This window comes from Aeromonas sp. QDB34, from assembly GCF_027705405.1.
Taxonomy (GTDB): Bacteria; Pseudomonadota; Gammaproteobacteria; order Enterobacterales; family Aeromonadaceae; genus Aeromonas; species Aeromonas hydrophila.
The window spans coordinates 76,127-96,376 of record NZ_JAPDBT010000002.1; the positions used below are offsets into that span (position 1 = coordinate 76,127).

Consider the following 20,250-nt stretch of genomic DNA (forward strand, 5'->3'; position numbering starts at 1 on the left):
GGGACTTCAATCGCCATGGCGCGCCGACTCAGTCATCCCGCCCTGCTCTCAGATCTTTTGGCCGAATGCCCAGCGCCAGCAAGACACCGGCATAGATGGCGCCCCCCAGCACCAGCAGCATGGTCAGTTGCATGCTCGCCTTGCTCATGTGCCAGGCGCCCCATTGGGCCAGATCCGGCGAGAGGTAGAGGAGCACGCCCCCCATCAGCAGACTTGCGGTCAACAGCTTGAGGCAGAATACCCCGGTGTGGCGGGAGGGCCGGTAGACGTTCTGCTGATGGAGCCCCTTGAACAGCAGGGCCGCGTTCAGCGTGCCCGAGCAGGCAGTCGAGAGCGCCAGTCCCACGTAACCGAGCGGATAGATGAAGATGAGGTTGCAGGCCATGTTGGCCGCCATCGACATCATCCCGATCCGTACCGGAGTGCGGGTATCCTGGCGGGCGTAGTAGCCAGGGGCCAGCACCTTGATCAGCATCAGCGACAGCAGGCCCGTGGTGGATGCCAGCAGGCTGGCGCTGGACATGCTCACCTCGTGCAAGCCGAACTCGCCGCGCATGAACAGCACCCGCAGAATGGGTTCGCGCAGCACGGCGATGCCCACCATGGCCGGCAGGCCGAGCAGCATCACCATCCGTACCCCCCAGTCCATGGTGCGGGAGAAGTCGGCCGGATCCGCATCCACGTGTTTTTTGGCCAACGCCGGCAGGATGACGGTACTGATGGCGACACCGAACATGCCGAGCGGGAACTCCAGCAGTCGATCCGAGTAATAGAGATAGCTGATGGCGCCGGTCGCGAGGAACGAGGCGAGCATGGTGTTGACCAGCAGGTTGATCTGGCTGACCGACACACCGAACAGCGCCGGGATCATCAGGGTGCGGATCTTCACCACTCCCGGATGGTGCCAACCCCACTTGGGCCACACCAGCATGTTGATCTGGCGCAGGAACGGGAACTGGAACAGGAACTGCACCAAACCGCCGAGGAAGACACCGATGGCCAGCGCCAGCTCAGGGTCGTCGAGCCAGGGGGAGATCCACCAGGCGGCGGCGATCATGGTGATGTTGAGAAAGATCGGCGTGAAGGAGGAGACCCCGAAGCGGCCGAAGGTATTGAGGATGGCCCCCGCCATGGCGGTAAAGGTGATGAACCAGAGATAGGGGAAGGTGATCTTGAGCATCAGGCTGGCCATCTCGAACTTCTCGGCCGCCGGCCCACCATGCAACCAGTCCCAGAACCAGCCCCAGCCGAACAGGGCGGTCAGCACCCCAGAGCCCAACACCCCGAGCAGGGTGACCACGGTGACGATCCCCCCGAGGGTGCCCGCCACCGCGGCCAGCAACTCGCGCACTTCGCTCTCGTCGCCCTTTTTCTTGTACTCCGTCATCACGGGAACAAAGGCCTGGTTGAAGGCACCTTCGGCGAACAGGCGACGCAGAAAGTTGGGAATGCGGTTGGCAAAGAAGAATACGTCTGCGGCCACCCCGGCACCGAGCAGATTTGCGATGACCACATCGCGCACCAAGCCCATCACGCGGGACGCCAACGTCATTCCGGACACTATCATGCCGGATTTGATCAATTTCTTACTCAAGACGAGGCCTCTGGAACTGTCGGAAAGAAAAGAATGCTGTTAGAATCGGCCGACAGTTTAACCGTCTCCCATCTGACACACCACCGGGGGGCGGTGTTTATTTGCACAAATCATTTGACAATATGTGGTTGAGAAGGCATATTTCCGGGCCTTTTCAATACACTCGCTAAGACAGTTTTAGGAGTTTTACCTTGGCTAACATCAAATCTGCTAAGAAGCGCGCTCTTCAGTCAGAGAAACGTCGTCAGCACAACGCCAGCCGTCGTTCCATGACCCGTACCTACCTGAAGAAAGTCATCGCTGCCATCGCCTCCGGCGACAAGGCTGCCGCGACTGCCGCTTTCGCTGTTGCTCAGCCGATCATGGATCGTATGGCGACCAAAGGCCTGATCCACAAGAACAAAGCTGCTCGTCACAAGAGCCGCCTGTCTGCCCAGATCAAAGCTATGGCTTAATTCAGCATCTGCTGAACAAAGCTAAAAAAACCGGCCTTCGTGCCGGTTTTTTATTTCTGTTCGCTGCAGTACAACTTGTGCAGCAATCCTATCATCTCGCGCACCTCGTGGCTGCGCAGCGAATAGTAGACCGTCTGGGCCTCCTTGCGCGTCTCCACCAGTTCATCCCGCCGCAACACAGCCAGATGCTGTGACAACGCCGACTGGCTCAAACCCAGCCGCTCGTTGAGCTCACCCACCGACAGCTCCCGCTCCAGCAGCTGACACAGGATAAACAAGCGCCGCTCGTTGGCCAGCGCCTTGAGCAGAGCGACCGCCCGGCTTGCATTTGCCTCCATCTCTTCCAGTTGCATCTCATTCCCTCTCGTTCGAGGCAAGAATCATACTCTGTGGCCCGTCGATTTAAAATGACAGGGTTGCCGGTTGAATCGTGGTGAAATCCTCCTGACCGGCAAACAGAAAGGAGAAATCGCTCTCGCATACCCGTTTTACCGCCGGATGCTGGATCATCCGTTCGGCGAAGATGACGTAATACTCCTCCATCAGATCCTGGGTCTCCCCCAGCAGCATCACCTCCTCCCCTTCCAGGATCTCCTCCCGATAGATGGTGGGAGCCATGAAGATGCCCTGGTTGAAGAAGCCGAATGCCTTCATCAGGGCAGCATCGTCAAACTCGCCGAGGATGCTGGGCGATACCCCCTGCTGCTCGAACCACTGGGTCAGCTGGCGGCCCATGGCGGTGCGCCGGCCCGGGATCAGCAGCTTGCGTTCCTCCAGACAGGCGGGAAAAGGGAGCGACGGCAGTGGCGCCTTGCAGAAGAAGCTGACCCCACAGCCACCGAGCCGCTTGGAGAGCAGACCGGCGTGCTGGCTGGAGTCCACCGGGCAGTCGGAGAGGATCATGTCGAGCTTGTGCTCGCTCAGCTGCTCCAGCAGCAACTCGTGGGTCGATTCGAAGCAACGCAGGTGGATGGAACCGTCGTTGGGAATAACGGAGAGCAGTACCCGGCTGGCAAGGCGTTTGGAGAGTGCATCGGCGATGCCGACGTCGAACAAGATCTGGCTCTCCTTGCGGTAGTTGACGATATCCAGCATCTCGTAGGAGAGGCTGAACATCTTGTCGGCATAGCGAAACACCAGCTGACCCAGCTCGGTCGCCTCGAGGGAGCGCCCTTTACGCATCAACAGCTTGCCGCCCAGTCGCTGCTCCAGCAGCTTGATCTGGCCGGTGACGGTCTGCGGGGTCAAGAAGAGGGCTTCCGCCGCTTGCGTGACGGAGCCCTTCTTCTGAGTCATCCAAAAATAGTAAAGATGATTGTAATTAAGGTGTGACATCCGATGGGGTTCCCGCGCTGCGCGGACTCCGGTAGCAACTGAGTTCAGCCGCCAGAATGTCATACATGTCGCTGATCGAGTCAACCTTGTTCGCGTCGAACTGCGCCTGCAGATGGGCCTTGAGGCGGGCCGGATCCGGCATCCGCTCCCCGCAGTAACGCTTGTTGGACTGTTTGACCCGCTCGCCGGCCCGGCTGCTCAGCGCCCGCTCGGCGAAGGTCTCGCCAAACTGGGCCTTGGCCTGCTTGTCCCCCAGCATCAGGGCGCTGTCGACCACCCCGTTGAGGTAGGCCGAGCAGCCGGCCGAGGCCGCATCCTGCTGGCAATCCCGCAGACTGCCGGCCAAGGCCGTCTGGCTCAGCGCCAGCAAGGCCAGCCATCCTAGTCTTTTCATAACCCCTCCGTGCTTTGATCGGCCTCCCGATTCGGAAGCGCCATGCGCAGGGCGAGATAACCGACGATCGCCGCCAGGGTCGATCCCACCAGGATCCCGAGGCGCGAATAGCTGCCGTAATCCAATCCGCCGTGCTCGAAGGCCAGCGAGGCGATGAACATCGACATGGTAAAGCCGATGCCACACAGGATGCTGACCGCGAAGATCTGTTTGAAGTTGACCCCGTTGGGCAATTGGGCAATGCCGAGCTTCACCGCCAGCCAGCTGATGGTGAACACCCCGAGCGGCTTGCCGATGAACAGCCCCAGCATGATGCCGAGCGGCACCGGGCTCAGCAGGGCGGAGAGACCGATCCCCTCCAGCGATACCCCGGCATTGGCAAAGGCGAACAGCGGCAGGATCAGGTAGGCGCTCCAGGGGTGCAGGGCATGCTCCAGCTGCTTGAGCGGCGAGGCATAGCGCTTGCCGTTGAGGGGGATCATGAAGCCCACGATGACCCCGGCCAGGGTCGCATGGACGCCCGATTTCAGCACCGCCACCCAGAGCACCAGCCCCACCAGCATGTAGAGGCTGATCCGATCCTCGCCGCGACGGTTCATCCACAGCAGGGTCAGGGTCGCCAGGATGCCGATCGCCAGTGCCGTCAGCGACAGCTGCTGGGTGTAGAACAGCGCGATGATGATGATGACGCCCAGGTCGTCCATGATGGCCAGTGCCAGCAGGAACACCTTGAGGCTGACCGGCACCCGCTTGCCTAGCAGCGCCATCACCCCGAGGGCGAAGGCGATGTCGGTGGCGGCGGGAATGGCCCAGCCGGCACGCGCCACTTCATCCGAGTAGTTGAAGAAGGCATAGATGAGCGCGGGCGCCAGCATGCCGCCCACCGCGGCGATGGCCGGGAAGGTGGCCTGCACCCGGGAAGAGAGGGCCCCTTCCAGCATCTCGCGCTTCACCTCGAGGCCGACCAGCAGGAAGAAGACGGCCATGAAGCCATCGTTGATCCAGAGCAGCAGCGGCTTGTTGATGTCGAGGGCGGCGATGCGTACCTGCACCTGGGTATCGAGGAAGGCCTGATAGCTGCCGGCCAGGCCGCTGTTGGCCAGGATCATCGCCAGCATGGCCGCCATGATCAGAATTATTCCGGAGGCGGCCTCCAGCTTGAGGAACTTTTTGATTACGTCGCTCATGGTTAAATTATCCACAGTATTACTTTGTTTTGAGTCTATATCCCATAACAATTAATGGAAAATCGTTTCTTACTGCGAAATACAACGAGAAAACCGAAGGCAAAATCAAACATGCCTGCTATAAGCAGGTTTTCTCCCATACGGATATCACTCGAAGCCCAGTCATCAGAATGAATATCCGGTGATTCTTATGCATAAAAAAGGCGCCTCATGGGCGCCTTTCACATCAGATGGCGACGGGCGCCTTGATGCCGGGATGTGGGTCGTAACCCTCTATCTCGAAATCCTCGAACTTGTAATCGAAGATGGAGTCCGGCTTGCGCTTGATCACCAGGGTCGGCAGCGGGCGCGGCTCGCGGGTGAGCTGCAGTGCGGTCTGCTCCATGTGGTTGGAGTAGAGGTGCACGTCACCGCCGGTCCAGACGAAGTCGCCCACTTCCAGGTCACACTGCTGGGCCATCATGTGGGTCAGCAGGGCGTAGCTGGCGATGTTGAACGGCAAGCCGAGGAACACGTCACAGCTGCGCTGGTAGAGCTGGCAGGAGAGCTTGCCGTCGGCCACGTAGAACTGGAAGAAGGCGTGGCAGGGGGCCAGCGCCATCTTGTCCAGTTCGCCCACGTTCCAGGCGGAGACGATGATGCGGCGCGAATCCGGATTGTGCTTGATGTCGTCCACCGCCTTCTGGATCTGATCGATGACAGACCCGTCAGCCGCCGGCCAGGAGCGCCACTGGGCGCCATACACCGGCCCCAGATCGCCGTTCTCGTCGGCCCACTCATCCCAGATGCTGACGCCGTGCTCTTTCAGATAGGCGGTGTTGGTATCGCCATTGAGGAACCACAACAGCTCGTGAATGATGGAGCGCAGGTGGCACTTCTTGGTGGTGACCAGCGGAAAGCCTTCCGCCAGATTGAAACGCATCTGATGGCCGAACAGGGAGACGGTGCCGGTACCGGTACGGTCGGATTTGACGGTCCCTTCATCGAGGATCTTCTGCATCAGGTCGAGATAGGCTCGCATTACTTTGCCTCCTTGACGCGGTTACCGAACAGCTGCGGTCGCTTGTAGGCAACCCAGATCATCAGGGCACCGATGATGATCATCGGGGTGGAGAGGATCTGACCCATGCTGATCTCCTGGAAGTAGAGACCTAGCTGGCTGTCCGGCTGGCGCACGAACTCCACCAGGAAGCGGAACAGGCCGTAGAACAGCAGGAACATGCCGGAGATGGCGCCACGGGGCGGGTTCTTGCGCCAGAACAGGTTGAGGATGATGAACAGCACCACCCCTTCCAGCGCGAACTGATAGAGCTGGGACGGGTGGCGTGGCTCGGGACCTGCCTCCGGGAAGATGATGGCCCAGGGCACATCGGTGACCCGACCCCACAGCTCGCCGTTGAGGAAGTTGCCGATGCGACCGACACCGAGGCCGAACGGAATGAGCGGTGCCACGAAGTCAGCCACGGTGAAGAAGTGGCGATTGGTCTTGTGGGCAAACCAGACCATGGCGGTGATGACCCCGATCAGGCCGCCGTGGAACGACATGCCACCGGTCCAGATCTTGAACAGGTAGAGGGGATCGGCCAGGAACATGTCGAAGTTGTAGAACAGCACGTAACCGACCCGGCCACCCAGGATCACCCCGAGGAAGCCGTAAAACAGCAGGTCCGAGACCTCGTTGCGGGTCCAGCCACTGTTTGGCGCATCCGCGCGACGCCCCGCCAGCCACATGGCAAAGGCGAAACCAAACAGGTACATGAGACCATACCAGCGTACCGATAGTGGTCCCAAACTGAATGCTACGGGATCAATCTGCGAGAAAACCCAATATCCATCGTGCTGCATATGCGGCCCCAGTCATAAGAAAAGCCGCATTTTCCGATCATTCGTCAGCAGGGACAAGGCATGATTATCAATCAGTCTGTTTCGTTTTGTGACCGGCGCGCAGCAAACCGCCCAGGCCGTGCTCTTCCAGATAGCGGGCAAACAGGCCGCGCAACACGTGCGGGTTGTCGTGCTTGAGGCCATCCGTCAGCAGCACCGTCAGTTCGCTCAGGGTGGACTGACGCAGCACGTACTTGATGCGGGCGATGTTGTGCGTGTTCATGCTGAAGCGGCGATAGCCCATGGCCAGCAGCAACAGCACCCCGACCGGATCACCGGCCAGCTCGCCACACACCGACACCGGCTTCTGGTAACGATGGGAGGCATCGACCAGCAGTTGCAGGGCGCGGATCACCGCCGGATGGAAGGCATCGTAGATGTTGGCGACCCTGGCGTTGTTGCGATCCACCGCCAGCAGGTACTGGGTCAGATCGTTGCTGCCCACCGACCAGAAATCGATGAGCGGCGCCATTTCGGGCAGGATGTAGAGGGCGGAAGGCACCTCGATCATCACCCCCAGGCTCGGATAGCGGATCACCGCCTCACGGCTGGCCGCCTCTTCCGATACTTCGCGCCAGGCCTGATCCAGCAGGCGGCGGGAAGCCTTGATTTCACTGACGCTGCTGATCATCGGCAGCATGATGGCCAGATTGTCCAGCCCTTCGCTGGCCCGCAGCATCGCCTTAAGCTGCACCAGGAACAGTTCGGGGTGATCCAGGGTGAGCCGGATCCCCCGCCAGCCAAGGAAGGGATTTTCCTCGACGATGGGGAAATAGGGCAGCTGCTTGTCGCCGCCCACATCCAGGGTTCGCATGCAGACCGGCCGGTTGCGGTAGGTCTCCAGAATGCCGCGATAACGGGCGGTCTGCTCCCACTCGGAGGGGAAGCTGTCCTGCAGCATGAAGGGAATTTCGGTGCGATAGAGGCCGACCCCGTCCGCCAGCTGATTGAGGGATATTTCGGTGTCGGCACTGAGCCCGGCGTTGAGCAGCAGGGAGACTGGCACGCCATCGGCCGTCTCGGAGGGCTGGTTGTCGACGCTGCGCACCAGGGTATCGAGCGCCCGCTCTTCGCTCAGCAGCTGGCGGTACTCGGTCAGGATCACCTGATTGGGCTCGATGAAGAGATCGCCGCTGTAACCATCGACCACCAGCATGCGACCGCCGATGTCGCCGAGCGGCAGATCCACCCCCATGATGGCCGCCACCCCCATGGCGCGAGCCAGAATGGCGGCGTGGGAGTTGGTGCCCCCCTTGAGCGACACTACCCCGGTCAGAAACTCGCGGGGAACTTCGGCCAGGATGGTGGCGGTCACCTCGTCGGCAACCAGCACCACCGGCTCGCCGATGGCGATATGCTCTGGCTCGTTTTGCACCAGCCGGCTGATGAGCCGCTGGGCAATGTCCTTCACATCGGTGGAGCGCTCCTGCAGGTACGGATCCTTCATCCCCTTGAACTGATCGATCAGCCGGTCACTGATGAGCTTGACCGCCGAGACGGCCGTCCAGTGCTCCTTGCTCACCTTGTTGCGAATGGGCTTGATGTAGCCCGGATCGTTCAGCAGATGCAGGTAGATGTCGAAGATGGCGACCGAGTCCTGGCTGTAGCTCTCGCGAAACCGCAGTGCCAGGCTCTCCAGATCGTGGCGCACCTCCTCCACCGCCACATTCAGCCGTTCCAGCTGTCTGGCGTGATCCTCATCCTTGCGCGGGGTGATGGAGTTGAGCTCCTTGCGCGGCCGCCACACCCAGGCCTTGGCCATAGCGATGCCGCTGGCACCGGCAATGCCGCGCAGCGGCTTGCTCCAGTCGGTCTTCTGCAGCCAGCCCTTGGCCTGGGCCTGGGCGATCCGGGCCGCCAGCTGGGCCGCCAGGGTCACCATGAAGGACTCTTCCCCCTCATCGAAGAGGCGGCTCTCCTTCTGTTGCACCACCAGAATGCCCACCACCTGACGCTGATGCATGATGGGGGCGCCGAGGAAGGAGCGAAACGCCTCTTCGGCCACATCGGGCAGGAACTTGAAGCTGGGATGGGAGGGGGCATCGGCCAGGTTGATCAGCTCTTCCCGCTGACCCACCAGACCGACGATGCCCTGCTCGAACGGCAGGGTGGCCTTGCCCACCGCCGACTCGGCCAGACCATCGGTAGCGGCCAGCCGGTAGCGGCGCATCTCGGGTTCTGAGACATAAACGGAACAGCAGTCCACCATCATGGCCAGCCGGGTCTGGCTGACCAGTGCCTGCAAGGCCAGCTCGAGGGTATTGGCCTCGGCCATGCTTTCGACGATGCGTCTGAGTTCCGTTAACAACTAATCTGTGCTCCTTAACGGGGGCGATTGCGCCGCCCATCCTTCTTGTTGACCTGAACTGCCGGCACCGGCATCGCCAGCGGGGCAAACTCCTTCATTACCCGTCGATAGACTTCCCGCTTGAAGGAGACGACCTGACGGACCGGATACCAGAAGCTGACCCAACGCCAGTCATCAAACTCGGGATGACCATGACAGCCGAACTGGATCCTGGACTCCCTGCCCGGATCCAGCTGCAGCAAGAACCATTTTTGTTTTTGGCCAATACAGACCGGTGAACTGTCCCAACGAACGAGGCGTTTGGGCAAGCGGTACTTCAGCCAGTTGCGACTGGTGGCCATGATGGTCACATCTTCGGGCTTGAGGCCTATCTCCTCATACAGCTCACGATACATGGCCTGCTCCGGCGTCTCACCATCATCAACCCCTCCCTGCGGAAACTGCCAGGAGTGCTGCCCATAGCGCTTAGCCCACAATACTTGTCCGTCACGGTTACAGATCACGATTCCGACATTGGGACGAAACCCGTCGCCATCTATCACGTGATCACCTTATAAAGGCTGAATCTATAAGGGGATTGTTCCACATTCACCTCGTGGCAGCAAACAGGGACTGCGATCCCCCACTCATGAATAACTTTCAATTTCAAGCCGACTTATAAACAAATCCAAGGATCAACTCAGCCAAGTTGCCCACCCAGACTGTGCATAAGCCTGTGAGCAAGCAGGTATATACAGTAGTTTCATTTATCTGATCCAAACCAGGCGACAGCATACCTCATGTTGATAAAAACAGAATATGTATTTAAATACATGAAGTTAAACGATCAATGCTGGATCAAGATCCATGTCTTTCACGGCCGGCGATCCGGGATCTCGATTGTGAACAAGTTCGACTGTTCAAAGATCCACCACGGCTATTTTATCCACAGGAGTGGCACACTATCTGCTCTGGAATCGCCGTTGAAATCGGTGCTGTTTCACATTTTTTTGTAACAATGAGCCAACTATTAGCACTTGCCGGCAGTTATCCAAGATTTCTGTGGATAACTGTGTGCAACAGCGCAAGCAAACCCTTGGACAACTATTTTGAGCCTGGATCCTGCTGGTCAGCGACCGACAGCATAGAGACAAATTTGTTTAAAATCATTATGATAAGTACTTACTCACAAAACAGCCCCCCCTGTGCATACCCCTGCCGGGATCGGTTATAAAAACAGCGATCCTCAGCGAGGATCAGAGTTGCTAGAATAATCCCCCTTTGCAGGAGTGACCCATGCCCACCAACCCCCAGTCAGAGCAGGAATTGCTGGCCCGCGCCTATGCCATGGCGGGCTTCACGCTGGCCCAGCTGGCCGCCACGGCTGGCATCGCCGTGCCGGCGGATCTGCGTCGTGACAAGGGTTGGGTTGGTCAGCTGATCGAGTGGCAGCTGGGGGCCAGCGCTGGCAGCAAGCCTGAACAGGACTTCCCGGATCTCGGCATCGAACTCAAGACGATCCCCATCGATCCTCAGGGCAAACCGCTGGAGACGACCTTCGTCTGCGTGGCACCGCTGATCGGTGTCAGCGGCCAGCAGTGGGAACAGTCCAATGTGCGCAACAAGCTCTCTCGCGTGCTCTGGATCCCGGTGGAGGGCAGCCGCGAGATCCCCATCGGTGAGCGCCGGATCGGCATGCCGCTATTGTGGAGTCCGAATGAAGAGGAGGAGCGGCTGCTGCGCCAGGACTGGGAAGAGCTGATGGACATGATAGTGCTGGGAGAAGTGGAGCAGATCAGCGCCCGCCACGGCCAGGTGCTGCAACTGCGCCCCAAGGCGGCCAACAACAAGGCTCTGACCCGGGCCATCGGCCGCAATGGCCAGCCGATCATGACCCTGCCGCGCGGCTTTTACCTCAAGATAGGCTTTACCCACGGGCTGCTGCAGCGCCACTTTGCCCTGCCCGCTTGATCTCGGTTATCAACATCCTTGTCATAAAGTGATATAAAAATAGCCAGCAGCTATTTCTTCGCAATCAGGACAAGGAGGCGTCATGCCGATCAACAAGCAATTTCTCAAGTCCCGCCCCGAGGTCAAGGTGACCTTTGCCGTGGAAAAAGAGGCAGCAGGAGAGGCCGAACAGGTGCTGTTGCTGGGGGAGTTCAGCCAGTGGCAACCCATCGAGCTCAAGCGGATGAAGAGCGGTGAGTTCAAGACCACCCTCAATCTGCCGACCGATGGTCCCGCTCATTTCGAGTATTGCTACCAGCTGGTGCAACCCAACGGGGAGACCCACTACGACAATGACTGGGCGGCGGATGACTACGTGCCTGGTCCCTTCGGACGCGACAACTCGGTGGTGCGGGTCAACCAGCCAGGTTGAGCCGACACACCCGGAAGCGGATACAAAAAAGGCTCGCCATTGGCGAGCCTTTTCACTACCTGTCGAGCTTTTCGCCGACATACCGACACCAATTCGAATCGAATTAGTTGAGCTTCTCTTTGATACGAGCAGCTTTGCCGGACAGGTTGCGCAGGTAGTACAGTTTGGCGCGGCGAACATCACCACGACGCTTCAGTTCTACACTGTGGATCAGCGGAGAGTGAGTCTGGAATACACGCTCAACACCTTCGCCGTTGGAGATCTTGCGAACGGTGAAAGCAGAGTGCAGACCGCGGTTACGCTTGGCAATAACGATGCCTTCGAAAGCCTGCAGACGCTCTTTACCACCTTCTTTAACACGAACTTGAACACGTACGGTGTCGCCCTGGGCAAAAGCCGGGATGTCGGTACGCAGTTGCTCTTGTTCAAGCTGCTGAATAATCTTGCTCATTGTCTTTCCTTACCTAGGATAAACTGAAAACTCTACTTAACGCTGTCACGCACTTCGCGGACATACTCGGCAAGAAGTGATTCTTGCTCGTCAGTCAGAGCTAGGTTGTTAATAAGTTCCGGCCTTCTCTGCCAGGTTCGTCCGAGCGATTGCTTGAGCCGCCAGCGCCGAATCACTTCGTGATTGCCGCTTGTCAGCGCCTCTGGCACCGCCAATCCATCCAACAACTCCGGCCGAGTGTAGTGGGGATGATCCAGCAGGCCATCCATGAAGGAGTCCTGCTCGGCACTGGCCTGATCGCCCAAAACCCCCGGGACCAGACGCGAAACCGCATCGATCAGGGTCATGGCAGGCAACTCGCCACCACTTAACACGTAATCTCCGATAGACCACTCTTCGTCGACTTCGGTTTGTATCACGCGTTCATCGATACCTTCGTATCGACCGGCGACCAGAATCAGTTTCTGATTCGTCGCCAACTCGGTCACGCCCGCTTGAGTCAGCTTGCGTCCCTGAGGAGAGAGATAGATGACTTTCGCCCCGTCTCCCGCCGCTTGCTTGGCTGCATGAATCGCGTCACGCAGCGGCTGAACCATCATTAACATGCCGGGCCCACCACCATAAGGACGATCATCGACCGTACGGTGTTTGTCGTGGGTAAAGTCCCGGGGGTTCCAGCACTCAATCTGCAGCAGGCCACTCTTGACGGCCCGACCCGTTACCCCGTGCTCGGTAATGGCTCGGAACATTTCAGGGAAGAGGCTAATCACCCCAATCCACATAAGAAACCTCCGGCACCCGTGTTAGCGCGGGAAACTAGAAACCAGGATCCCAATCAACTTCGATTGTTCGAGCAGTCAGATCAATGTTCTTGATCACCTGCTCTTCCAGGAACGGAATCAACCGCTCCTTCGCACCAAAGGCATCTTTTACATTGGCCTCAACCACCAACACATCGTTGGAGCCGGTTTCCATCAATTCGGTCACCTTGCCCAGGTCGTATCCCTTGGTGGTCACTACCGAGCAACCAATCAGGTCACGCCAGTAGAACTCGCCCTCAGGCAACGCAGGCAACAGATCGGCGGCTACGCCAATCTCGACATTGGTCAATGCCAGGGCATCCTCGCGCACGTCGATACCATCGAGTTTGCAGATCAGACCCTTGTTGTGACGCTTCCAGGATGAAACCTGAATTTCACGCCACACCCCGTTCTGATTGATCAGCCAGGGGTTGTAATCGAAAATCGCTTCGGCAACATCGGTGAAGGAGTTCACTTTAAGCCAGCCCTTGATGCCGTAAACGGTACCCAGGGTGCCCAGAACTACAGGTTTTTCCACCTTAACTCCTTACCGTTTGGCTGATTAAGCAGCTTTGGCAGCGTCTTTGATCAGCTTGGCAACGCGGTCAGAAACAGCGGCACCAGTACCAACCCAATGCTCGATGCGAGCCAGGTCCAGGTTCAGCTTTTCAGCGTTACCAGAAGCAACCGGGTTGAAGAAACCAACACGCTCGATGAAACGACCGTCACGGGCGTTACGGCTGTCAGCAACTACTACCTGGTAGAACGGACGCTTTTTCGCGCCACCACGTTGTAAACGAATGGTTACCATATCGTCCTCATTAACATCTAATGAACAAGGCCCGCAAACACGCGGACCCTAGCTTAAAATAAGCCGCGTAATTCTACTTGGATTCGTAATAATTGCAACCAAGCCAGCCATTTTTTGCACAAGCGGCCACATGAAAAGGGCCCACCCGTGGTGAGCCCCTGACTTCTATATAAAGACTCTGCAATCAGAAGGGGCCGCGGCCACCACCGAATCCCGGCGGCAGCATGTTCTTCATCTGCCCCATCATCTTGCGCATGCCGCCCTTGCCGGACATCTTCTTCATCATCCGCTGCATCTCGGTGAACTGCTTGAGCAGCTTGTTCACGTCCTGCACCTGCATACCCGAGCCCGCTGCGATGCGACGCTTGCGAGAGCCCTTGATGAGGTCGGGATGGGCACGCTCTTTAGGCGTCATGGAGCTGATGATGGCCTCCATCCGCACAGTGAGCTTGTCATCCATCTGATCCTTGATGTTGTCCGGCAGGCCGGACATGCCCGGCAATTTGTCGAGCATGCCCATCATGCCGCCCATGTTGCGCATCTGGGCCAGCTGCTCGCGGAAATCTTCCAGATCGAAGCCCTTGCCGCTCTTGACCTTGCTGGCCAGCTTGGCCGCCTTCTCTTTATCGACGTTGCGCTCCACCTCTTCGATGAGAGAGAGCACGTCGCCCATGCCGAGGATGCGGGAGGCCAGACGATCCGGGTGGAACGGCTCCAGCGCATCGGTCTTCTCGCCCATACCGATGAACTTGACCGGTTTGCCGGTAATGTGGCGCACCGACAGGGCGGCACCACCGCGGGCATCGCCGTCCGCCTTGGTGAGGATCACGCCAGTGAGCGGCAGCGCCTCGTTGAAGGCCTTGGCGGTGTTGGCGGCATCCTGACCGGTCATGGCATCCACCACGAACAGGGTCTCGACCGGCTTGATGGTGGCGTGGAGATGCTTGATCTCGTCCATCATATCGCTGTCGACGTGCAGGCGGCCGGCGGTATCGACGATCACCACGTCATAGAACTTCTTGCGCGCCTGATCGATGGCCGCATTGGCGATGTCGACCGGCTTCTGGCTGGCATCGCTCGGGAAGAAGTCCACACCGATGTCATTGGCCAGAGTTTCCAGCTGTTTGATCGCCGCCGGACGATAGACGTCGGCACTGACTACCAGCACCTTTTTCTTGCTGCGCTCTTTGAGCAGCTTGGCCAGCTTGCCAACCGTGGTGGTTTTACCGGCCCCCTGCAGACCCGCCATAAGGATGATGGCCGGTGGCTGGGCCGCCAGATTGAGCTGCTCGTTGGCCTCCCCCATCACGGAAACCAGTTCGCCATGCACAATCTTGATGAAGGCCTGGCCCGGGCTCAGCGACTTGGCCACTTCCTGGCCAACCGCCCGCTCCTTGACGCGAGCCACGAAGTCACGCACCACCGGCAGGGCGACGTCCGCCTCGAGCAGCGCCATGCGAACTTCGCGCAAGGTCTCTTTGATGTTCTCTTCGGTCAGACGACCACGGCCGCTGACATTGCGCAGGGTGCGCGAGAGTCGTTCAGTCAAATTCTCAAACATGACGCATTCCGGTTCTTGGCGTAACAAATGGGGGCATTATACCTCAGCCGGCGCAATGAGGACGATTATTCGCCGCACACGACGGTGACCTGCCCTCAAAATGGCAGGCACAATGACCCCAGGCTGGTATTTCGGCCGGTGCCGGCGCGCCTTCTGGTGCGCGCCGCGGCGGCAGACTGCTGCCTATATATGGGCGGATCGGCGGCTGCACAACTGGCGAGCACATCTTGTGCAAGGTATACTGCCCTTCCTATTCCCAATCGCTTGCTCGACAACGACCCGGTTATGATCGTGATCTCTGTTCTGGCCCTGGCGTTCTATCTGCTGGCCATCATCGCCTCTCTGCACCTGCTGCTCAGTGCCAAACCAGTGGGACAAGCCCCCCTGTTTGCCTGTATCGGACTGGCCCTGATCGCCCATGGCACCGCCGTGGCCGGCGAAGTGCTGGTGACTCACTCCGGCCAGAATCTGAGCATGCTCAACGTGGCCTCGCTGGTCAGTCTCATCATCAGCTGCTTCATGACCTGCGTCACCCGCCGCTTCAACGGCTGGATCCTGCTGCCGGTGGTCTACAGCTTCTCGGCCTTGCTGCTGGCCGCCAGCGCCCTCATTCCCGGTCGCTACATCACCCATCTGGAGGCCCATCCCCAGCTGCTGCTGCACATTGGTCTCGCGCTGATGGCCTACTCGGTATTGATGATCGCCTGCCTGTTTGCGCTGCAGCTCGCCTGTCTGGACCGGCAGCTGAAGTCGCGCAAGATCAGCCAACTGCCCGCCATGCCGCCCCTGATGACGGTGGAGAAGCGGCTGTTCCAGCTCATCTCGGCGGGTCTGTTCCTACTGACTCTCTCCATTGCCTCCGGCCTGTTCTTCCTCGAAGACATGTTCGCCCAGGGCAAGTCCCACAAGGCCATCCTCTCGATCCTGGCTTGGTGCGTCTACGTGCTGCTGCTGTGGGGCCACCATACTCGTGGCTGGCGCGGCCGCAAGGTCATCACCCTGAGCCTGATCGGCAGCTTCATTCTGACCCTGGCCTATTTTGGCAGCCGCTTCGTCAAAGAAGTCTTGTTGAGCTGACCGCCGCCCATTTTATCACCCACTCCCACAGGAGCCCTTCTTGGACAGTATCTCAACGAGTACATTGCTGATTGTTCTCGTTATCTTGATCCTCTTGTCTGCTTTTTTCTCCAGTTCCGAAACCGGCATGATGTCCCTCAACCGCTACAAGTTGCGGCATCTGGCCCAGACCAAACACAAGGCCGCCCGCCGGGTAGAAAAGCTGCTCTCCCGCCCGGATCGCCTGCTGGGGCTGATCCTGATCGGCAACAATCTGGTCAACATCCTCGCCTCGGCCATCGCCACCATCGTCTGTATCCGCGTCTTCGGCGATCTCGGGGTGGCCATCGCCACCTTCGGCCTGACCCTGATCGTGCTGGTGTTTGGTGAAGTGACCCCCAAGACCCTGGCGGCCATGTTCCCGGAGAAGATTGCCTACCCGGCCTCCTGGGTGCTCAAGGGGCTGATGGTGCCGCTCTCGCCGCTGGTCTGGCTGATCAACGGCATCACCAGCGGCCTGCTCAAGCTGCTGCGGCTCAACCCCAGCAAGGATGACGCCCTCAATACCGAGGAGCTGCGCACCATCGTCAACGAGGCTGGCAGCCTCATCCCCCAGCGCCATCAGGAGATGCTGCTCAGCATTCTGGATCTGGACAAGATGACAGTGGAGCACATCATGGTGCCACGCAGCGAGATCTACGCCATCGACATCAACGACGACTGGAAAACCATACTGCGCCAGCTGGCCCACTGCGCCCACACCAAGATCCTGCTCTATCGCGACAACATCGACGACGTGGTGGGCTTTCTGCACGCCCGCGACGCACTGCGGCTGATGGCCAGGGATCAGTTCAACAAGTCGAGCCTGCTGCGAGAGGTGGACGAGATCTACTTCATCCCGGAAGGAACACCGCTCAACGTGCAGCTGGCCAAGTTCCAGCGCAACAAGGAGCTGATCGGCCTCATCGTTGACGAGTACGGCGACATTCAGGGGCTGATCACTCTGGACGATATTCTGGAAGAGATAGTGGGCGACTTCACCACCTCCATGACCCCCGCTCCCAGCGACGAGATCCACCCCCAGCCGGACGGCTCCTTCCTGGTGGAGGGCTCGGCCAGCATCCGCGAGCTGAACAAGGAGATGAGCTGGCAACTGCCCATCGACGGGCCCAGAACGCTCAATGGCGCCATCCTGGAATACCTGGAGGAGATCCCCCAGCCCAACATCAGCCTGCGGCTGGCCGGTTACCCCATCGAGATCCTGGAAGTGGAGAACAACATGGTGAAGATGGCGCGGATCATGCCTGATTTATACCGTAACGAGTCTGGCTTTGAAGATTGAAAAAAGGCTGCCACTGGCAGCCTTTTTGCTTGCTTACTCGCTCTCCTCGTCCGGCTCCAGCACCAGAGTCGGAATCAATTCGCCAAATACCTTCTGCAGCTCGTCGCGATTGGCCAGCAGGTCTTGCAGGGTATAGCTGTCCATCACCGCCAGAAAGGCGTTCATCGCCTCCTTCAGGGCATTCTTCAGCAGACAGACCGAGACGATGTGGCAGGCCGGCGAGCCGCAATCTATCCCGTCCAGATTCCCTTCCAGCGCCCGGATCACCTGACCGATGTTGACGCTCTCCGGCGCACAAGCCATGCGGATCCCGCCATTCTTGCCACGCTGGGACTGCAGATAGCCCAGTTTCACCAGCTGGTTCACCACCTTCACCATGTGATTGCGGGAGACGTCATACAAGGCGGAGACCTTGGCCACGCTCGACAATTCGCCCTCCGGCAGGGTCGCCAGATAGAGCAGGGCTCTCAATCCAAAATCGGTATAGCTAGTTAGTCTCATAGTGCCTGTGGCGCATCGCGCGGAAATTGATTATTGATTCAGATCAAATAAACATCTAGGATGCAGCTTATTAAGTGACATTTTAGATGTTCAATTAGCAAGGACCCCCTATGTTAGACCAAGCCACCATCGCCGTCATCAAAAGCACCATCCCTTTGCTCGAATCGGCGGGCCCCGCGCTCACCCAGCACTTCTACCAGCGCATGTTCAGCCATAACCCGGAACTGAAGGACATTTTCAACCTGGCGCACCAGCGCAGCGGCGGTCAGCCGCTGGCGTTGTTCAATGCGGTGGCGGCCTATGCCAAGAACATCGACAACCTGGGGGCACTGGCCGGTGCCGTGGAGCGTATCGCCCACAAGCACACGGGTTTCCTGATCCAGCCAGAACAATATCACATTGTAGGTAGTCATCTCTTGGCCACGCTCAAAGAATTGGGTGGAAGTGCGGTCACCGACGAAGTGCTGGATGCCTGGGGCAAGGCGTATGGCGTGCTCGCCAGCATCTTCATCGGCCGCGAGAGCGAGATTTATCAGGAGAAGGCAAGCCAGACAGGTGGCTGGCAGGGTTCCCGCCCCTTCCTGATCAAAGAGAAGCGGGTCGAGAGCGAGCTCATAACCTCCTTCCTGCTGGCGCCGGTGGATGGCAAGCAGGTACTGGACTTCAAGCCTGGCCAGTACCTCAGCATCAAGCTGGTCCACCCCGAGCTGGAATATCAGGAGATCCGCCAGTACTCCCTCTCCGATGCGCCCAATGGCCAGCACTACCGCATCAGCGTCAAGCGCGAGCCGCAGGGCCAGGTTTCCAACCTGCTGCACGATCATCTGCAAGCGGGTGACAAGATTGAGGTGATGCCCCCCACCGGCGACTTCTACCTGAAAGCCGATGGCCAGACCCCGGTGGTGCTGCTCTCGGCCGGTGTGGGTGTCACCCCGATGATGAGCATGCTCAACCAGCTGCTGGCGAATGGCCATCAAGCCGACATCACCTGGCTGCACGCCTGTGAACAGGGTGCCGTACATGCCTTCAGGGAGGATATTCAGCAAAAGTCCCGCCAACACGCCAACCTGCTGAGCCGGGTCTGGTATCGGGAGCCGCAGGCCAGTGACGTGCAGGGCGAAGGGTACGACTTTGCCGGGACCATGGATCTGAGTGCTGTGAAAGAGCGCATCACGCTGCAGGCCAACTACTACTTCTGTGGTCCCGTCGGCTTCATGCAGGCAGTCAAGCAGCAGCTGATCGCGGCGGGCATTCCGGCCGGCCAGCTTCATTACGAAGTTTTTGGTCCCCACCAAGATCTGTAAGGCGGGCTAATCACTATAACCAGATGAGGGGCCAGCCTGTCACGGCACGGCGGCCGGCGCCTCCCGGCCCACGGATGCAGATCCGTGGGTCATTTTTTTGGCTCAGTGCATCGCCTTGGCGCGGGCGATGGCATTGGCCGGCATCCGGTTGCCGAGCCGGCTCAGCAGGCTGGTCGCCTTCTGGTGCAGCGCCTTGTCGCCGATCACCGTGCTGTGCAACCAGTGGTAGGCCTCTTCATAGTCGAGCGGGCTGCCCATTCCCTGCAGCAGCATCTCCACCCATTCGATCTGTGCCCGCTGGAAACCCAGGCTGGCGGCCTCCCGCATCAGGGTCTCGGCCTTGAGCAGATCCTTTTGCACCAGCGTGCCTTTCCAGTAGTAACGGCCCAGTTGTTCCAGCGCCGGCGCCAACCCCTGATTAGCCGCCTCCCACATGAATTTGACCCCCAGCTCCGCGTTGGGCTTGATGCAGACCCCCCAGGCCAGCATGTCTCCCCACAAAAACTGATAGGCAGGCACCTTCATCACCTCGGCCCGCACCTCGATATCCTGGGTAAGCTGGCACCTGTCCTGCTTTACCTGCTGCAGGTGACGCCCCTGCTCAATCCAGTTGAGCAGCTCGTCCTGGCGATAGAGCGGCACCGCCTGCAGCGTGCCGCTGTCCACATTCAGCCCGCTGCTGCTGTTCGGGGTGCTGGTCATGGGGCGGCTATTGGGTGAGCGCCCGCTATCCGTGGCGACAGGAGCGGGAATGGGGGCCGCTGCCGGTGCATCGGCCGTCGCCGGGCTGGCCGATGGCGCAGCCGTGGTATCCGCAGCCGCCGGTACAGCGGTCGCAGCGGATGGGACCGCTGCCTCCGGCTGCGCCGGCGTGCTGGCCGGTGCGGAAGCGGCCACGGCCCCGC

Annotated in this window: 22 protein-coding genes; 6 read left to right on the plus strand and 16 right to left on the minus strand. The window is 59.3% G+C overall.

Annotated elements, in window-relative coordinates:
- Nucleotides 1-28: 28 nt before the first annotated feature.
- The gene (gene murJ, locus OKC29_RS04200; RefSeq protein ID WP_016349424.1) at nt 29-1,594 is read right to left on the minus strand and encodes a murein biosynthesis integral membrane protein MurJ; all 1,566 of its coding nucleotides are present in this window, start codon (nt 1,592-1,594) and stop codon (nt 29-31) included.
- A gap of 191 nt (nt 1,595-1,785) precedes the next feature.
- Between murJ and rpsT the strand changes: the two genes are divergently transcribed.
- Nucleotides 1,786-2,049 carry a 30S ribosomal protein S20 gene (gene rpsT, locus OKC29_RS04205; protein WP_005308808.1) on the plus strand — a complete coding sequence of 88 codons (264 nt, stop codon included), beginning with the start codon at nt 1,786-1,788 and terminating at the stop codon, nt 2,047-2,049.
- 50 nt (nt 2,050-2,099) lie between these two features.
- Here rpsT and OKC29_RS04210 read toward each other — a convergent pair whose 3' ends face one another.
- From OKC29_RS04210 to rppH, 8 genes are all read right to left on the minus strand, one after another.
- Nucleotides 2,100-2,402: an ArsR/SmtB family transcription factor gene (locus OKC29_RS04210; RefSeq protein ID WP_016349423.1), complete on the minus strand. Its 303-nt coding sequence runs from the start codon at nt 2,400-2,402 to the stop codon at nt 2,100-2,102.
- Nucleotides 2,403-2,451: 49 nt separating this feature from the next.
- Complete coding sequence (gene nhaR / locus OKC29_RS04215; protein ID WP_017409027.1) at nt 2,452-3,384, minus strand: transcriptional activator NhaR; 933 nt, start codon at nt 3,382-3,384, stop codon at nt 2,452-2,454.
- The gene (locus OKC29_RS04220) at nt 3,371-3,778 is read right to left on the minus strand and encodes a hypothetical protein (protein WP_073348853.1); all 408 of its coding nucleotides are present in this window, start codon (nt 3,776-3,778) and stop codon (nt 3,371-3,373) included. The genes nhaR and OKC29_RS04220 overlap by 14 nt, the downstream gene beginning before the upstream one ends.
- Nucleotides 3,775-4,965: a Na+/H+ antiporter NhaA gene (nhaA, locus tag OKC29_RS04225; RefSeq protein WP_024944573.1), complete on the minus strand. Its 1,191-nt coding sequence runs from the start codon at nt 4,963-4,965 to the stop codon at nt 3,775-3,777. The genes OKC29_RS04220 and nhaA overlap by 4 nt, the downstream gene beginning before the upstream one ends.
- Nucleotides 4,966-5,191: 226 nt before the next feature.
- Nucleotides 5,192-5,986 carry a thymidylate synthase gene (thyA, locus tag OKC29_RS04230; protein ID WP_042064884.1) on the minus strand — a complete coding sequence of 265 codons (795 nt, stop codon included), beginning with the start codon at nt 5,984-5,986 and terminating at the stop codon, nt 5,192-5,194.
- Complete coding sequence (gene lgt, locus OKC29_RS04235) at nt 5,986-6,810, minus strand: prolipoprotein diacylglyceryl transferase (RefSeq protein WP_039214257.1); 825 nt, start codon at nt 6,808-6,810, stop codon at nt 5,986-5,988. The genes thyA and lgt overlap by 1 nt, the downstream gene beginning before the upstream one ends.
- Before the next feature lie 67 nt (nt 6,811-6,877).
- The gene (ptsP, locus tag OKC29_RS04240) at nt 6,878-9,157 is read right to left on the minus strand and encodes a phosphoenolpyruvate--protein phosphotransferase (protein ID WP_024944576.1); all 2,280 of its coding nucleotides are present in this window, start codon (nt 9,155-9,157) and stop codon (nt 6,878-6,880) included.
- A gap of 14 nt (nt 9,158-9,171) precedes the next feature.
- On the minus strand, nt 9,172-9,699 hold the full coding sequence (rppH, locus tag OKC29_RS04245; protein ID WP_011704634.1) for an RNA pyrophosphohydrolase: 528 nt from the start codon (nt 9,697-9,699) through the stop codon (nt 9,172-9,174).
- A gap of 733 nt (nt 9,700-10,432) precedes the next feature.
- Between rppH and mutH the strand changes: the two genes are divergently transcribed.
- Together mutH and OKC29_RS04255 are read left to right on the plus strand one after the other, a co-directional pair.
- Nucleotides 10,433-11,107 (plus strand): DNA mismatch repair endonuclease MutH, encoded by a 675-nt coding sequence (mutH, locus tag OKC29_RS04250; protein WP_016349416.1) that lies wholly within the window; start codon nt 10,433-10,435, stop codon nt 11,105-11,107.
- Nucleotides 11,108-11,189: 82 nt separating this feature from the next.
- Nucleotides 11,190-11,519, plus strand: coding sequence for an isoamylase early set domain-containing protein (locus tag OKC29_RS04255; protein ID WP_049047984.1), 330 nt, complete (start codon nt 11,190-11,192; stop codon nt 11,517-11,519).
- A 103-nt stretch (nt 11,520-11,622) separates the two neighbouring features.
- Here the strand turns inward: OKC29_RS04255 and rplS are convergent, their stop codons facing one another.
- The 5 genes from rplS to ffh all read right to left on the minus strand — a co-directional run bounded on the left by rplS (nt 11,623) and on the right by ffh (nt 15,142).
- Nucleotides 11,623-11,970, minus strand: a complete 348-nt coding sequence (rplS, locus tag OKC29_RS04260) for a 50S ribosomal protein L19 (RefSeq protein WP_005313505.1) — start codon at nt 11,968-11,970, stop codon at nt 11,623-11,625.
- A 32-nt stretch (nt 11,971-12,002) separates the two neighbouring features.
- Entirely contained in the window at nt 12,003-12,752 is a 750-nt protein-coding gene (gene trmD, locus OKC29_RS04265) for a tRNA (guanosine(37)-N1)-methyltransferase TrmD (protein WP_073348851.1), read from the minus strand.
- Nucleotides 12,753-12,786: 34 nt separating this feature from the next.
- Nucleotides 12,787-13,308: a ribosome maturation factor RimM gene (gene rimM, locus OKC29_RS04270; RefSeq protein WP_011704630.1), complete on the minus strand. Its 522-nt coding sequence runs from the start codon at nt 13,306-13,308 to the stop codon at nt 12,787-12,789.
- 24 nt (nt 13,309-13,332) lie between these two features.
- Nucleotides 13,333-13,581: a 30S ribosomal protein S16 gene (gene rpsP, locus OKC29_RS04275; RefSeq protein WP_005341383.1), complete on the minus strand. Its 249-nt coding sequence runs from the start codon at nt 13,579-13,581 to the stop codon at nt 13,333-13,335.
- 184 nt (nt 13,582-13,765) lie between these two features.
- Nucleotides 13,766-15,142 carry a signal recognition particle protein gene (ffh, locus tag OKC29_RS04280; RefSeq protein WP_011704629.1) on the minus strand — a complete coding sequence of 459 codons (1,377 nt, stop codon included), beginning with the start codon at nt 15,140-15,142 and terminating at the stop codon, nt 13,766-13,768.
- Nucleotides 15,143-15,427: 285 nt separating this feature from the next.
- Between ffh and OKC29_RS04285 the strand changes: the two genes are divergently transcribed.
- Together OKC29_RS04285 and OKC29_RS04290 are read left to right on the plus strand one after the other, a co-directional pair.
- Entirely contained in the window at nt 15,428-16,219 is a 792-nt protein-coding gene (locus OKC29_RS04285; RefSeq protein WP_011704628.1) for a cytochrome C assembly family protein, read from the plus strand.
- Nucleotides 16,220-16,259: 40 nt separating this feature from the next.
- Nucleotides 16,260-17,540, plus strand: coding sequence for an HlyC/CorC family transporter (locus tag OKC29_RS04290; protein WP_270668928.1), 1,281 nt, complete (start codon nt 16,260-16,262; stop codon nt 17,538-17,540).
- Between the two features lie 33 nt (nt 17,541-17,573).
- On the opposite strand, the gene OKC29_RS04295 is transcribed toward OKC29_RS04290, so the two are convergent.
- Nucleotides 17,574-18,041: an Rrf2 family transcriptional regulator gene (locus OKC29_RS04295; RefSeq protein WP_073348850.1), complete on the minus strand. Its 468-nt coding sequence runs from the start codon at nt 18,039-18,041 to the stop codon at nt 17,574-17,576.
- Nucleotides 18,042-18,151: 110 nt separating this feature from the next.
- Between OKC29_RS04295 and hmpA the strand changes: the two genes are divergently transcribed.
- Nucleotides 18,152-19,345, plus strand: coding sequence for an NO-inducible flavohemoprotein (gene hmpA, locus OKC29_RS04300; protein ID WP_270668931.1), 1,194 nt, complete (start codon nt 18,152-18,154; stop codon nt 19,343-19,345).
- 102 nt (nt 19,346-19,447) lie between these two features.
- Here the strand turns inward: hmpA and OKC29_RS04305 are convergent, their stop codons facing one another.
- A complete protein-coding gene (locus tag OKC29_RS04305) occupies nt 19,448-20,047 on the minus strand; it encodes a tetratricopeptide repeat protein (RefSeq protein ID WP_024944582.1) in 600 nt (199 codons plus the stop codon).
- Nucleotides 20,048-20,250 lie beyond the last annotated feature (203 nt).

Bases quoted from the DNA above. Each gene is read 5' to 3' on its own strand.
- OKC29_RS04305 (WP_024944582.1), bottom strand. From the start codon at position 20,047: ATGACCAGCACCCCGAACAGCAGCAGCGGGCTGAATGTGGACAGCGGC.
- rplS (WP_005313505.1), bottom strand. From the start codon at position 11,970: ATGAGCAAGATTATTCAGCAGCTTGAACAAGAGCAACTGCGTACCGAC.
- mutH (WP_016349416.1), top strand. From the start codon at position 10,433: ATGCCCACCAACCCCCAGTCAGAGCAGGAATTGCTGGCCCGCGCCTAT.
- OKC29_RS04285 (WP_011704628.1), top strand. From the start codon at position 15,428: ATGATCGTGATCTCTGTTCTGGCCCTGGCGTTCTATCTGCTGGCCATC.
- trmD (WP_073348851.1), bottom strand. From the start codon at position 12,752: ATGTGGATTGGGGTGATTAGCCTCTTCCCTGAAATGTTCCGAGCCATT.
- OKC29_RS04295 (WP_073348850.1), bottom strand. From the start codon at position 18,041: ATGAGACTAACTAGCTATACCGATTTTGGATTGAGAGCCCTGCTCTAT.
- OKC29_RS04210 (WP_016349423.1), bottom strand. From the start codon at position 2,402: ATGCAACTGGAAGAGATGGAGGCAAATGCAAGCCGGGCGGTCGCTCTG.
- OKC29_RS04255 (WP_049047984.1), top strand. From the start codon at position 11,190: ATGCCGATCAACAAGCAATTTCTCAAGTCCCGCCCCGAGGTCAAGGTG.
- lgt (WP_039214257.1), bottom strand. From the start codon at position 6,810: ATGCAGCACGATGGATATTGGGTTTTCTCGCAGATTGATCCCGTAGCA.
- nhaR (WP_017409027.1), bottom strand. From the start codon at position 3,384: ATGTCACACCTTAATTACAATCATCTTTACTATTTTTGGATGACTCAG.
- nhaA (WP_024944573.1), bottom strand. From the start codon at position 4,965: ATGAGCGACGTAATCAAAAAGTTCCTCAAGCTGGAGGCCGCCTCCGGA.
- ffh (WP_011704629.1), bottom strand. From the start codon at position 15,142: ATGTTTGAGAATTTGACTGAACGACTCTCGCGCACCCTGCGCAATGTC.
- OKC29_RS04220 (WP_073348853.1), bottom strand. From the start codon at position 3,778: ATGAAAAGACTAGGATGGCTGGCCTTGCTGGCGCTGAGCCAGACGGCC.
- hmpA (WP_270668931.1), top strand. From the start codon at position 18,152: ATGTTAGACCAAGCCACCATCGCCGTCATCAAAAGCACCATCCCTTTG.
- thyA (WP_042064884.1), bottom strand. From the start codon at position 5,986: ATGCGAGCCTATCTCGACCTGATGCAGAAGATCCTCGATGAAGGGACC.
- rpsP (WP_005341383.1), bottom strand. From the start codon at position 13,581: ATGGTAACCATTCGTTTACAACGTGGTGGCGCGAAAAAGCGTCCGTTC.